12 protein-coding genes and 1 pseudogene are annotated in these 13,599 nt (G+C 67.1%); 3 read left to right on the top strand and 10 right to left on the bottom strand.

Features of this window, described 5'->3' with window-relative positions:
* Nucleotides 1-69: 69 nt before the first annotated feature.
* The 4 genes from B8W69_RS17755 to B8W69_RS17740 form a co-directional block, all read right to left on the bottom strand.
* Nucleotides 70-816, bottom strand: coding sequence for a succinate dehydrogenase/fumarate reductase iron-sulfur subunit (locus B8W69_RS17755; protein ID WP_085291123.1), 747 nt, complete (start codon nt 814-816; stop codon nt 70-72).
* Entirely contained in the window at nt 813-2,732 is a 1,920-nt protein-coding gene (locus B8W69_RS17750) for a fumarate reductase/succinate dehydrogenase flavoprotein subunit (protein ID WP_085291122.1), read from the bottom strand. Before B8W69_RS17750 ends, B8W69_RS17755 begins: the two co-directional genes overlap by 4 nt.
* A gap of 43 nt (nt 2,733-2,775) precedes the next feature.
* Nucleotides 2,776-3,603 (bottom strand): succinate dehydrogenase subunit SdhC, encoded by an 828-nt coding sequence (gene sdhC / locus B8W69_RS17745; RefSeq protein ID WP_085291121.1) that lies wholly within the window; start codon nt 3,601-3,603, stop codon nt 2,776-2,778.
* Nucleotides 3,604-3,684: 81 nt separating this feature from the next.
* Nucleotides 3,685-3,990: an Rv0250c family protein gene (locus tag B8W69_RS17740; protein ID WP_085291120.1), complete on the bottom strand. Its 306-nt coding sequence runs from the start codon at nt 3,988-3,990 to the stop codon at nt 3,685-3,687.
* A gap of 106 nt (nt 3,991-4,096) precedes the next feature.
* Between B8W69_RS17740 and B8W69_RS17735 the strand changes: the two genes are divergently transcribed.
* Complete coding sequence (locus B8W69_RS17735) at nt 4,097-4,858, top strand: isocitrate lyase/PEP mutase family protein (RefSeq protein ID WP_085291119.1); 762 nt, start codon at nt 4,097-4,099, stop codon at nt 4,856-4,858.
* Between the two features lie 69 nt (nt 4,859-4,927).
* Here the strand turns inward: B8W69_RS17735 and B8W69_RS17730 are convergent.
* Nucleotides 4,928-5,041 (bottom strand): annotated as a pseudogene (locus B8W69_RS17730) (Hsp20/alpha crystallin family protein); the annotation flags it as partial.
* A 272-nt stretch (nt 5,042-5,313) separates the two neighbouring features.
* Between B8W69_RS17730 and nirB the strand changes: the two are divergent.
* Together nirB and nirD are read left to right on the top strand one after the other, a co-directional pair.
* Nucleotides 5,314-7,896: a nitrite reductase large subunit NirB gene (gene nirB / locus B8W69_RS17725; RefSeq protein WP_085291118.1), complete on the top strand. Its 2,583-nt coding sequence runs from the start codon at nt 5,314-5,316 to the stop codon at nt 7,894-7,896.
* 10 nt (nt 7,897-7,906) lie between these two features.
* Nucleotides 7,907-8,275, top strand: a complete 369-nt coding sequence (gene nirD, locus B8W69_RS17720; protein WP_085291117.1) for a nitrite reductase small subunit NirD — start codon at nt 7,907-7,909, stop codon at nt 8,273-8,275.
* 15 nt (nt 8,276-8,290) lie between these two features.
* Here the strand turns inward: nirD and B8W69_RS17715 are convergent, their stop codons facing one another.
* From B8W69_RS17715 to B8W69_RS17695, 5 genes are all read right to left on the bottom strand, one after another.
* Nucleotides 8,291-8,743 carry a TetR/AcrR family transcriptional regulator gene (locus B8W69_RS17715; RefSeq protein ID WP_085291116.1) on the bottom strand — a complete coding sequence of 151 codons (453 nt, stop codon included), beginning with the start codon at nt 8,741-8,743 and terminating at the stop codon, nt 8,291-8,293.
* A gap of 78 nt (nt 8,744-8,821) precedes the next feature.
* On the bottom strand, nt 8,822-9,589 hold the full coding sequence (locus tag B8W69_RS17710) for a sirohydrochlorin chelatase (protein WP_085291115.1): 768 nt from the start codon (nt 9,587-9,589) through the stop codon (nt 8,822-8,824).
* Nucleotides 9,580-10,743 carry a uroporphyrinogen-III synthase gene (locus tag B8W69_RS17705; RefSeq protein ID WP_085291114.1) on the bottom strand — a complete coding sequence of 388 codons (1,164 nt, stop codon included), beginning with the start codon at nt 10,741-10,743 and terminating at the stop codon, nt 9,580-9,582. The genes B8W69_RS17710 and B8W69_RS17705 overlap by 10 nt, the downstream gene beginning before the upstream one ends.
* Before the next feature lie 77 nt (nt 10,744-10,820).
* Complete coding sequence (locus tag B8W69_RS17700; protein ID WP_085291113.1) at nt 10,821-12,218, bottom strand: MFS transporter; 1,398 nt, start codon at nt 12,216-12,218, stop codon at nt 10,821-10,823.
* Between the two features lie 468 nt (nt 12,219-12,686).
* Complete coding sequence (locus B8W69_RS17695) at nt 12,687-13,598, bottom strand: 5-oxoprolinase/urea amidolyase family protein (RefSeq protein WP_085291112.1); 912 nt, start codon at nt 13,596-13,598, stop codon at nt 12,687-12,689.
* Between the last annotated feature and the right edge of the window lies 1 nt (nt 13,599).

The following is a 13,599-nucleotide window of genomic DNA, read 5'->3' as shown; positions in this document are numbered from 1 at the left end:
TTACCCGGGTCCCGCGACGGCCTAACGTGCCATGACGGGCTCGCTCCGGATTACCGCGCGGCGTGGAGCTCAGCGACGGAACAGCTTGTTACCGAGCCACACCACCGGGTCGTACTTGCGGTCGGCGACCCGCTCTTTCATCGGGATCAGCGCGTTGTCGGTGATCTTGATGTTCTCCGGGCAGACCTCGGTGCAGCACTTGGTGATGTTGCAGTAGCCCAGGCCGTGCTCGTCCTGAGCGTCGTTGCGCCGGTCGCGGGTGTCCAGCGGGTGCATCTCCAGCTCGGCGATCCGCATCAGGAAGCGGGGGCCGGCGAACGCCTTCTTGTTCTCCTCGTGGTCGCGGATCACGTGGCACACGTTCTGGCACAGGAAGCACTCGATGCACTTGCGGAATTCCTGGGAACGCTGCACGTCCTCCTGCGCCATCCGGTACTCGCCCGGTTGCAGGTCCTTGGGCGGCGCGAAAGACGGTATTTCGCGGGCCTTTTCGTAGTTGAACGAGACATCGGTGACCAGGTCGCGGATCACCGGGAACGTCCGCAACGGCGTGACGGTGACGACCTCGTCCTCGGCGAACGTGGACATCCGGGTCATGCAGAGCAGACGCGGCTTGCCGTTGATCTCCGCCGAGCAGGAGCCACACTTGCCCGCCTTGCAGTTCCACCGGACCGCCAGGTCTGGCGTCTGGGTCTGCTGCAGGCGATGGATGATGTCGAGGACGACCTCGCCCTCGTTGACCTCCACCGTGAAGTCCTGCAGCGCACCGTTGGCGTCGTCGCCGCGCCACACCCGCATCGTCGCGTTGTAGGTCATTTGCCACTCCGTCCTGGATGCCCGGCGAGTTCTTCGTCGGTGTAGTACTTCTCCAGCTCACCGATTTCAAACAGTTCCAGCAGATCGGGCCGCATCGGGGTCTGATCTTTCTTGGTGATGGTGATGTCGGGAATCACCTCGTCGCTGCCGCCGGCCGCCTCGCACACCAGCAGCACCTTGCGCCACGACGAGTCCATCGCCGGGTGGTCGTCGCGCGTGTGCCCGCCGCGGCTCTCGGTGCGCTGCAGCGCGGCCTTGGCGACGCACTCGCTGACCAGCAGCATGTTGCGCAAGTCGATGGCCAGGTTCCAGCCCGGGTTGTACCGGCGCTGGCCCTCCACGTGGAGGTTCTTGAACCGCTCACGCAGCTTGTCGAGCCGCGCCAGGGCCTCCCCGACTTCGTCGGCATTGCGGATGATGCCGACCAGGTCGTTCATCGACTGCTGCAATTCCAGCTGCAGGGTGTACGGGTTCTCCGGTGTGCCGCTGGCCGGTGCCTCGAAGGGGGACAGCGCCCGCTTCGCAGCGGTCTCGACGGCGCCGTCGCTGATCGTCGGGCGGCTGCTCAGGGCCCGCACGTAGTCGGCCGCGCCCAGCCCGGCCCGGCGGCCGAACACAAGCAGGTCCGACAGCGAGTTGCCGCCGAGCCGGTTCGAGCCGTGCATACCGCCGGAACATTCGCCCGCGGCGAACAGGCCGGGGACGGTGGCCGCTCCGGTGTCGGCGTCCACCTCGACGCCGCCCATCACGTAGTGGCAGGTAGGCCCGACTTCCATCGGCTCCTTGGTGATGTCGACCCCGGCCAGCTCCTTGAACTGGTGGTACATCGACGGCAGGCGGCGGTTGATCTCCGCGGGCGTGAGCCGCGACGCGATGTCCAGGAAGACGCCACCGTGTGGGCTGCCCCGGCCGGCCTTGACCTCCGAGTTGATCGCGCGCGCAACCTCGTCGCGCGGCAGCAGGTCCGGAGTGCGGCGGGCCGAGTCGTTGTCCTTGAGCCACTGGTCGGCTTCTTGTTCAGACTCGGCGTACTGCCCCTTGAAGACCGACGGGATGTAGTCGAACATGAACCGCTTGTCGTCGGAGTTCTTCAGCACGCCGCCGTCACCGCGGACACCCTCGGTGACCAGGATCCCCTTCACGCTGGGCGGCCACACCATGCCCGTCGGGTGGAACTGGACGAACTCCATGTTGATCAGCGACGCGCCCGCCCGCAGTGCCAGTGCGTGGCCGTCGCCGGTGTACTCCCACGAGTTCGAGGTGACCTTGAACGACTTGCCGATCCCGCCGGTGGCCAGAATCACCGCGGGCGCCTCGAACAAGATGAAGTTCCCGCTTTCGCGGATGTAGCCGAACGCCCCGGCGATCGCGTCGCCGTCCTTGATCAGCTCGGTGATCGTGGTTTCGGCGAACACCCGGATCCGGGCCTCGTAGTCGCCGAGCTCGGCGAAATCCTCCTGCTGCAGCGAGACGATCTTCTGCTGCATGGTGCGGATCAATTCCAGGCCGGTGCGGTCACCGACGTGGGCCAGCCGCGGGTAGGTGTGCCCACCGAAGTTGCGCTGGCTGATCTTGCCGTCCTTGAGGCGATCGAACAGCGCGCCATAGGTTTCCAGCTCCCAGACGCGGTCCGGTGCTTCCTTGGCGTGCAGTTCGGCCATGCGCCAGTTGTTGAGGAATTTCCCGCCGCGCATCGTGTCGGCGAAGTGGGTCTTCCAGTTGTCCTTCGGGTTGGTGTTGCCCATGGACGCCGCGCAGCCACCCTCGGCCATCACCGTGTGTGCCTTGCCGAACAGGGACTTGCACACCACCGCAACCCGCAAACCCCGTTCGCGCGCTTCGATAACCGCACGCAGCCCGGCGCCGCCGGCACCGATCACGACCACGTCGTAGGTGTGCCGCTCGATTTCAACCATGAAACCCTCGCTAGCTAAATCTGGTTTATTCCGGAATGGCTTGTCAGCCAACAAATCTCAGGTCAGAGATGGCGCCGCTGGCCACCAGCGCGATGTAGAAGTCGGTGAGCATCAGCGTGCCCAGGGTTATCCACGCGTACTGCTTGTGCCGGGTGTTGATCTTGCTGACCTGGGTCCAGATCCAGTACCGCACAGGGTGTTTGGAGAAGTGCTTGAGCCGCCCGCCGGTGATGTGCCGGCACGAATGGCAGGACAGCGTGTAGATCCAGAGCATGATGACGTTGCCGACCATGATCACGTTGCCCAGGCCAAACCCGAATCCGCCCGGGCCGTGATCGGAATGGAACGCCACGATCGCGTCGTAGGTGTTGATCACAGAGATGATGCCGGCGATGTAGAAGAAGTACCGGTGGGAGTTCTGAATGATCAGCGGGAATTTGGTCTCGCCGCTGTAGTGCACGCGGGGCTCGGCCACCGCGCATGCGGTGGGCGACTGCCACACCGTGCGGTAATAGGCGCCGCGGTAGTAGTAGCAGGTCAGCCTGAACAGCAGCAGGAACGGCAGTGTCAGCGCCGCGAACGGCAGCCACCAGACGTTCGGCAGGATTTGCGGCCAGAAGTCGCTGGCGCCGCCGCACGCGGTGCTAAGACATGGTGAGTAGAACGGCGTCAGGTAGTGGTATTGCGGGACGAAGAAGTCACCCCGCTGGAAAGCCCGCGCTGTCGCATAAATAATGAATGCGGCGAAGCCGAGATCGATTCGCAGCGGTGACATCCACCACCGGTCGGTGCGTAGGGTGCGTTGCTGAATACGGGCGCGCGTGGGTGAAAAGACACCGGACGCAGGACGGTTCGCCGTAGGTGCGCTCATTTAGTGTGTTCCTCTTCGAACGGGCTGTAGGTCGAAGGGTACACAGAGAGAAGGCCCCCTCTGCTGGGGGGCTTGGGTTGTTCAGGTCCTGCTGTGACCGCCGACACCCTCGTCGTCGACGTCGCGCCAGAATTCGCTGTCGTACTGGGTGTCTGGGATGACGATCTTCTCGCCGGACTGCTGCACGGTGGCGCCCGCCAGGTCCAATTCGGACACATCGGTGTCGAGCAGGTCGACGTCGGAGATGATGCGGTCGGCGTCGATGACGATGCGCCGCATGGCCGGGCTGTCACCGTATCGGGCCCGCAGGGAGCTCACGCATCGCCGCAGCCCGCCGATGAGGTCGTGCAGTTCGGCGAATTCGGTCGTGCCAGTCGTGCTCGTCAACGGATCTCCTCGGCAGTGTTTCGGATCACAGTACGCCCTCGATACTATCCACGGCACACGCCAGACGTCAGGCCGTTGAGCGCGGATGCCGAGGGAGCAAACACCGATGACGCGACCCACCACACCCGCCGAGCGCGCCGCCACGCTGCTGGAACTGCACCGGCCGGGCGACCCGGTCATCCTGCCGACCGTGTGGGATGCCTGGTCGGCGCGGCTGGCCACCGGCGCCGGATTCGCCGCCCTCACCGTGGGCAGTCACCCGATGGCCGACTCGATCGGCAAACCCGACAACGAGGGCATGTCGTTCGACGATGTCCTCACCCGGGTCGCACAGATCACCGCCGCGGTCGACGTCCCGGTGTCGGTGGACATCGAATCCGGCTACGGGCAGCCGGCAGGTCGGCTGATCGAGGGCCTGCTGAGCGTCGGGGCCGTCGGGCTGAACATCGAGGACACCGTGCACTCGGAAGGCAAGCGGTTGCGGTCCGCCGACGAACACGCGGAGTTGGTCGGGGCGCTGCGGTCGGCCGCCGACGCGGCCGGGGTGCATGTCGTCATCAACGCCCGGACCGATCTGTTCCTGCGCCAGGACGGCGAGGCGTCCGATCGCGTCGACCGCGCGGTGGCGCGCCTGAATCGGGCGGCGGCCGCCGGCGCCGATGTGCTGTATCCGGTGGGTCGCCACGACCCCGACACGTTGCGGCGCTTGACCGCCGAGTTGGAGTTGCCCGTTAACGCCATCGCCCTGCCCGACCAGGACGACCCGTCCTCTTTCGGGCCGCTGGGCGTGGCGCGCATCAGCTTCGGGCCGTTCCTGCAGGCCGCGCTGGCGGCCCGGGCCAAGGAGCTGCTGGCCCGCTGGGGCTGACGCACTGAATCCGGCGGAGTCGTTGCGGCTCCGCCGGATTCGGCTACTTCTCTCCGAACTGGCCGGAGACTATCTGGTGAGCTCGATGCGCTGCGCCTGGTTCCCGGCTGGATCTTTCAAGGCACCGGCGACCCGCACCGTCAGCACGCCGGCGTCGTAGGTCGCCGTGATGGCGTCGCCGGTGTCGATGTCCCAGGCCGGTCGCGACCACAATGCGAGGTACTCATGGCGCTTCCCCTTCTCATTCTTGAGCTTCATTGTGAGGTTCCTGTGACCGGCCTCCGTGCGACCGGCTAATAGTACAAACATGACCCGACCCCGCTGACGTTCCACCTCGTCGTTCACCCCCAGCGAAGGATCACTCACAGACCTTCCTGTGAGTTTGTGAGATCCTCGTCATAGGGCCGTCACATTGCGCGAGAAGAACGTAATTTCTGGCCGTTACTCTCAAAGCCATGTCTGCAGACGGGATTTCGCGCGCCAGCTGTGCGCCTCGTCACATCATCGTAGTCGGACATGGCATGGTGGGGCACCGGTTCGTCGAGGCGCTGCGGGCCCGTGACACCGAGGGATCGTGGCGCATCACGGTTTTCGCCGAGGAGACCGACGCGGCCTATGACCGCGTGGGACTGACCTCCTACACCGAAAGCTGGGATCGCAAGCTACTGGCATTGCCCGGCAACGAATACGAGGGTGATGAGCTGGTCCGGCTGGTGCTCAACCAGCGGGTTGCCGAAATAGACCGCGCCGCAAAGACGGTGGTCACCGCCGACGGCCAGCGGCACGGCTACGACACCTTGGTCCTGGCGACCGGGTCGTACGCCTTCGTGCCGCCGGTGCCGGGCCACGACCTGCCCGCCTGCCACGTGTACCGCACGCTGGACGACCTCGACGCCATCCGCGCCGACGCCCAGCGCACGGTCGAAACCTCGCACGCCACAGCGGGTGTGGTGATCGGCGGCGGCCTGCTCGGGCTGGAAGCCGCTAATGCGCTGCGCCAGTTCGGATTGCAGACCCACGTCATCGAGATGATGCCGCGGCTGATGGCCCAGCAGATCGACGAGGCCGGCGGCGGGCTGCTGGCCAGGATGATCGGTGAGCTCGGCATCTCGGTGCACGTCGGCATGGGCACCGAATCGATCGAGGCCGTTGACCATTCGGACGGCACCACCTCGGTGCGGGTGAGCCTGACCGACGGCCAGGTCATCGACGCCGGCCTGGTGATCTTCGCGGCCGGCGTCCGGCCGCGCGACGAGCTGGCCACCACCGCCGGGCTGACGCGCGCCGAGCGCGGCGGGGTTCTCACCGACCTGGCCTGCCAGACAAGCGATCCCGACATCTACGCGATCGGTGAGGTCGCCGCGATCGGCGGCCGCTGCTACGGCCTGGTGGGTCCGGGCTACACCTCGGCGGAGGTGGTGGCCGACCGGCTGCTGGACGGCGTGGCGGAATTCGGCGAGGCGGACCTGTCGACGAAGCTGAAACTGCTCGGCGTCGACGTGGCCAGCTTCGGCGACGCGATGGGGACGACCGAGAACTGCCTCGAGGTCGCCATCAACGATGCGGTCAATCGGACCTACGCCAAGCTGGTGCTCTCCGACGACGCAAAGACGCTGCTCGGCGGCGTGTTGGTCGGCGACGCCTCGTCGTACGGGGTGCTGCGGCCCATGGTCGGCAGCGAGCTGCCCGGCGACCCGCTGGCGCTGATCGCGCCGGCGCAGTCCGGCGGCGGTACGGCGTTGGGCGTTGGGGCGCTGCCGGATTCGGCACAGGTCTGCTCGTGCAACAACGTCACCAAGGGCGATCTGAAGTGTGCGATCGCCGACGGCTGCGCCGACGTTCCCGCCCTCAAGGCGTGCACCTCAGCCGGCACCTCGTGCGGGTCGTGCGTCCCGCTGCTCAAGCAGCTGCTGGAAGCCGAGGGCGTGGAACAGTCCAAAGCCCTGTGCGAGCACTTCAGCCAGTCGCGTGCGGAGCTGTTCGAGATCATCTCGGCCACCGACATCCGGACCTTCTCGGGCCTGCTGGAGCGTTTCGGCCGCGGAAAGGGTTGCGACATCTGCAAACCGGTGGTGGCCTCCATCCTGGCGTCCACCGGGTCGGACCACATCCTCGAAGGCGAGCAGGCCTCGCTGCAGGATTCCAACGACCACTTCCTGGCCAACATCCAGAAGAACGGCAGCTACTCGGTGGTGCCGCGGGTTCCGGGTGGTGACATCAAGCCCGAGCATCTGATCCTGATCGGCCAGATCGCCCAGGACTTCGGGCTTTACACCAAGATCACTGGCGGGCAGCGGATCGACATGTTCGGCGCCCGGGTGGACCAACTCCCCGAGATCTGGAAGCGCCTGGTCGACGGCGGCATGGAATCCGGCCACGCGTACGGCAAGGCGCTGCGCACGGTGAAGAGCTGCGTGGGCACCGACTGGTGCCGGTACGGGCAGCAGGATTCGGTGCAGCTGGCCATCGATCTGGAACTGCGCTACCGCGGACTGCGGGCGCCGCACAAGATCAAGATGGGCGTCTCGGGTTGCGCGCGCGAGTGCGCCGAGGCCCGGTCCAAGGACGTCGGCGTCATCGCCACCGAAAAGGGCTGGAACCTCTACGTCGGCGGCAACGGCGGCATGACGCCCAAGCACGCGCAGCTGCTGGCCAGCGACCTGGACACCGAAACGCTGGTCCGCTATGTCGACCGGTTCGTCATGTACTACATCCGGACGGCCGACCGGCTGCAACGCACGGCGCCGTGGGTCGACTCGCTGGACGGCGGGCTCGACCACGTGCGCGAGGTGGTGTGCGAGGACTCGCTCGGCCTAGCCGAGGAATTCGAGGCCGCAATGGAGCGGCATGTCGAGAACTACAAGTGTGAATGGAAGGGCGTGCTGGACGACCCGGACAAGCTGTCGCGATTCGTGTCGTTCGTCAACGCCCCGGACGCCGTCGACTCGACGGTCACGTTCACCGAGCATGCCGGCCGCAAAATCCCTGTGTCCATTGGCATGCCGCGGGTTCGCGAAGCGACAACTCCGGAGGAATGAGGAAGGGATCATGACACGTCGCAACGACATCCAGGTGTGGACCAGCGCGTGCGCTTACGACCACCTCATTCCGGGTCGCGGCGTCGGCGTGCTGCTGGACGACGGTTCCCAGGCGGCGTTGTTCCGGCTCGATGACGGATCGGTGTACGCGGTGGGCAACGTCGACCCGTTCTCCGGTGCCGCTGTGCTCTCCCGCGGAATCGTGGGCGACCGCGACGGCCGCATCGCGGTTCAGTCGCCCATCTTGAAGCAGGCGTTTTCGCTCGAAGACGGTTCCTGTCTGGACGATCCGGCCGTTTCGGTGCCCGTGTACCCGGTGCGGATCACCGACGACGGTTACGTTCAGGTCGCGCGCGACTACCAGCCGCGGGCTGCCTGAGCCCGACCGCCCGGTTCACCGGGTGATGTCGCCGACCAGGTAGCGCTGCATCGTCGGCCCGATCGCGTCGACGAGCGCGTCCACCGACATCGAGTGCAGCGGCTCGGAGCGGATGCCGTAGCGCATGATGCCCAGCCCCACCAACTGCGAGGCGCACAACGAGGCCCGCTGAGCCACCTTGTCGGCGCCCAGAATTTTCAGCAGCGGGCCGAAGACCGGACCGATGAACATGCCCTGCACGATTTCGGCGGTCTTGGCCATCCCCGTCGACGCGACGGCGCTGGCCGCGAAAGGGCCGCCGCCCGCGGCGTCCCACGTCGTGATCAACGTGCGCAAGGTCCGCCGGCCCACCTGGTTGACCCCGCCGGTGACGATCCGGTCGATGAATTCCGGTGTGCCGAAGGGCAACCGCAGCATCTTTGCGACCGGGTCGAGGATCCCAGGCGATGGCTCTTCGCGGCGGGGCATGATGCCAGGATCACCCGTGTGCGGTCAAAGATCAAGGAACGCCGGACACCGGCGCGCCTCACCAGCAGGCGTTTTGCGCTAGGGCGCGGACCGCACGGTGCGGCCGTGGGCCAGCTGGTGCGGGCTCGAGCGGCGCGACGACTGCCGGGCGGTGGGCGCGAGGACGGGCAGCAGCGCCCGCCGGAACCGGTTAGCGACCAGGCGCGCCAACCCGGGATGGGTGCCCAGCGGCTCACTGACCAGGTCGGCGCCGCAGGCGTGCAGCCGTTGCTGGAACAGGCCATCGGCCAGTAGGTATGAGGCGACGACGACGCGTCCGCCGGCGCGGCGCGCCCGGGCCCGGTCCACCGCCTCGGGCAGCTGCGGCTCACCGGTGGCCGCGAACGCCAGGCTCGGCCGCGATCCTGTCAGCGCCGACACCAGCGTCGCGGTGGTGTGCAGGTCGGTGCGCGCCCTGACGTCCGAGGTTCCGGCGGCCGCCAGGATCACCGAATCACCATTTCGCCAACCGCATTTCACCAACTGATCGCCGACGATCCGGGCGATGTGACGGCTCGGGCCCAATGCCGGGGTGACGATGACGTTCGGGTGCCCGCTGATCTCGACGTGCGCGGGCAGATCGGCTCGGACGTGGTATCCGCGCGACAGGAACGCGGGCACTACGATGGCGGGACGGTCGGAGACCTTCGCGCGCACAAGGACTTCGCTCGGGGTGGGGCCCACCACGTCGACGAAAGCAACGTCCACCGTGCTGCGCACCAGCGTACTCACCTGTGCCGCAAGGTCTTCGACCGTCGTCACGCCACCCGGCCTGCGGGTGCCGTGCGCCACCAGAATCAGTGCCATGGGGAATCTTCCAAATGGTCGATCGCGAGCCGGTAGCCGCGCTTGACCACCGTCGCGATGATGTTCTTGTCGCCCAGCGCCGTTCGCAGCCGCAGCACCGCGGTATCGACGGCGTGTGGGTCATTGCTATTGCCGGGAAGCACTCGTAACAAGTCGTTGCGCGCGACGACATCGCCGGGGCGCTGGGCCAGCGCGCGCAGGGTGGCCATACCCGATCCGGACAGCGACTTCACCGAACCGTCGACCAGCACGCAGGTTCCACGGATCTCGATGTCGTGACCGGCCGCGCGGATGGCGCACGACCGCAGCGGCGGAAGCTCTTGTGCGATGTGACGGGCCAACGCCCCCAACCGCATTCGCTCGGGCGACGACGTCGGTATCCCCGCACGGACCAACGGCTGTGCGGTGACCGGACCGACGCACATCGCGTGCACGTCGCTGCGAAGCGCTTGCAGCAGTTGATCTTCGATGCCCAGCTCGCGGCTGCGCTCCAGCAGCGCCGCGCCGGCGGGTGCGGAGGTGAAGGTCACCGCGTCGAATTGCCGCCGCGCGACCGAGGCGACGAGTTGGTCGAAGTCGCCGCCGGCCGGCGTTGGCTTCCAGCGGTATACGTGGATGGGGACCACCTGCGCGCCCGCCGCCCGCAATCCGTTGATGAACTCCGGGAACGGGTCCCACCCGTCGGCCGCGCCGTGCAGCTGGACAGCGATCCGCTTACCGGCGACGTCCGATTCGAGGAGGTGGCGCAGGACTTCGCGCGACGATTCGGATTTGGGGGACCACTCCTCGTGCAGCCCGGCGGCGCGCAGCGCGCCGGTCGCCTTCGGCCCGCGGGCCACGATCCGCGACTTGGCAAGCGACGCCAGCAGTTGGGTGGCCAGCCCCCAGCCGTCGGCCGCGGCGACCCAGCCGCGAAAGCCGATGCCGGTGTGCGCCACCAAGATATCGGGCGGTTGGGCGATCACCGCTTCGGTGTGGTTCTGCAATTCATCGTCTTCGGGCAACGCGATGATGTTGATGGCCGCGGCGCTGGAAACCTCCGCGCCGTTACGGCGCAGCAACGCGCACAGCTCCTCGGCGCGGTTCGCTGACGTGACGGCGATCCGGTAGCCGGTGAGCGGCGCGGAGTCTAATGGGGCTAGTTGCGGGGCCATATGAATTGTGTATGCCTACGACGTGTCGGTTGCGTTACCGGTCAATTGCTGTGGCATTGACCGTGTTGCGAGTCCACTCACACACGGGCGGCCTCGGTTTCCCGCGCCGTCCCGGACAGGGCCGGGACCGACGCGGGACGGCGCACGTAGACCATCCATGTCATGATCGCAGCCACGACGTAGGAGGCCAGAAACGCCCAGTAGGCCGACGTTTCCGTGCCGGTACTCAGATAGGACTGGCGCAGCGCCAGGTTGATCCCCACGCCGCCCAACGCGCCGACGGCCGAACAGATGCCGATCAGCGATCCCGACATCGCGCGGGCCCAACGACGCCGCTCGTCCTCGCTCGTGTCCAGCGAGCGGCTGCGCGCCTCGTAGACCGAGGGGATCAGCTTGAATACCGAGCCGTTGCCCATGCCGGACAGGATGAACAGCACCATGAAACCGATGATGTAGCCGATCATGCGGGCGGTGTGCGTCGCGGCGTGGTGATCGTCGAGGGTGCTGACGTTGACCAGGAGCCCGGCGCCGAGCGTCATGCCGGCCAGCACGCCCAGGGTGACGCGGCTGCCGCCGAGGCGGTCGGCCAGCCGGCCGCCGTAGATGCGCGCCAGCGAGCCCAACAATGGTCCGATGAAGGCCAGCTGCGCGGCATGCAGCGCCGCATGTTTCGGACTTTCCCCGCTGTCCAGGAAGTTGATCTGCATCACCTGCCCGAAGGCGAAGGCGAAGCCGATCCAGGAGCCGAAGGTGGCGATGTAGAGCAGCGAGATCACATGGGTGTCGCGCTCGAACAGGATCTTGCGCATGGTGCTCAGCTGGGTGCCGTGGTTGATGTTGTCCATGCACAGCGCGGCCGCGATGCCGACGGCAACCAGGAAAACCAGGTACACCGCGCACACCCAGTAGGGCGCCTCGTGCCCGGCAGTGGCCAGCACCAGCAGGCCGACCAGCTGGATCACCGCGACCCCCAGGTTGGCAACGCCGGCGTTGAGGGCCAGCGCGCCGCCCTTGATCCGCGGCGGGTAGAAGGCGTTGACGTTGGCCAGCGAGGCAGCGTAATTGCCGCCGCCCAGCCCGGTGAGGGCCGCGCACAACATGAACGGCCACAGCGGCAGACCGGGATTGGCCAGCAACACGATCACACCGGCCGTCGGGATCAGCAGCACGAAGGCCGAGAACGTCGTCCAGTTGCGGCCGCCGAAGGCGGCGATACCCAGGGTGTACGGAATCCGGGCGCACCCGCCGACCAGGGTGGCGACCGCGCCCAGCAGCAGCTTGTCGCCGGCGGAGAAGCCGTAGACGGACCCCGGCATGAACAGTGCCGTGACGGGCCACAGGGTCCAGATCGAAAACGCCACGTGGTCACCGGCAATGGTGCACAGCAGGTTGCGCCGGGCGACCAACTTGTTGCCGGCCTCCCATGCCGCCGTGTCTTCCGGGTTCCAGTCCGCGATGCGGTGATCGCGGCGCATCCGGCCCGTCTTAGGCGTGGCGCTCATGCGCGCCCACTCTTCGCGGAAACACCTTGCTTCCCAACGACATCGCACCGGTTGACGTGCATACAGCTCCCTCTCGTCAGGCCCACGGACCGCCGCATCCGGCCGCCGCCACGCCAGGGGTCACCGCGCTAGCCCGGTATCGGGAAGCTGTTCGGAGGCTGGCTTTCGACGCTTTGGGCGCCCCGAATGAAGGGGCGTGCCCCGTCGCACGGTCCGATGCTCACATTTACGACGCGAGCGGGTCAACCGGAACGGGCCGATATCGCCTGTTAGTTGATTACCAGTTATCTGGTAAATCCCTGAGCGGCAATCAGTTCGCGACCGCGCAGTTCATCGAGCCCGAATGAGAGCCGCCATCAAGTGATTTCACACATACCCCTCGGCTTGTGTGAGCTGGCATGCAGCGTGCTTCCGGCGCCGACACATGTCGAACGGATTGCGTTAGGAGAACGGCCAACTCGCGGCGCCGGAGTGGGCGCCCACCAAAGCCCTGGGCCGCGCCCAGTGCAGCCGCACTGCCTGGCCGGGCCGCACCTGGGCGATCTTGTCGACGTCCTCATCGACCACCACGCCGATCACCGGATAGCCACCGGTGACCGGATGGTCGGGTCCAAGGATCACCGGCAAACCGTTGGGCGGCACCTGGATTGCGCCGCGGGTCGCACCTTCGCTGGGTAGCTGCCGGTCCGGGTAGCGGTGCTGCAGGGGCCGGCCGGTCAACCGCGTCCCCACCCGGTCGCTGCGATCGGATGCCATCCAATACGTATGCACCAGGCGGTCTGGCTCGACGAACCAATCGTCGCGCGGCCCGGGCACCGCGAACAGCTCGACGACGCCTCCGGTGATGGCCGCAACCGGCGCCTGGTCCAGTTCGGGGTAGGCGTCGGTGTGCTCGCCGATCGGCAGCCGGTCGCCGGCCTGCAGCGGCGACGGGCCGATGCCCGACATCACGTCGTAGCTGCGCGAACCCAGCACCGGCGCCACGCAGATGCCACCGCGGATCGCGAGGTAGCTGCGCAGGCCGGCGCGTGGGGCGCCCAACGCGATCACCTCGCCGTCGCGCACATGATGAATGCTGTTGGTGCCGAACTTGATTCCGTTGACGGTCGGGTCGGCGTCGGCGCCCGTCACCGCGATGTCGACGTCGCCCCCCGACACCCGGGCCGCGAAACCGCCGAACGTCACCTCCACGGTGGCGCGGTCGTCGGGGTTTGCCACCAGCCGGTTGGCCAGCCGGTGCGCGCACCGGTCGGCGGCCCCGGACCGGCTCACCCCCAGATGCGCCAGTCCCGGGCGGCCGAGGTCTTGGACGACGGCGAGCGGTCCGGTGCGGAGGATATCCAGGATTGCCACG

Source organism: Mycolicibacterium vulneris (assembly GCF_002104765.1).
GTDB lineage: Bacteria > Actinomycetota > Actinomycetes > Mycobacteriales > Mycobacteriaceae > Mycobacterium > Mycobacterium vulneris.
The sequence above is the reverse complement of the archived record's forward strand: the minus strand, read 5'-3'. Positions and strand labels throughout refer to the sequence as shown.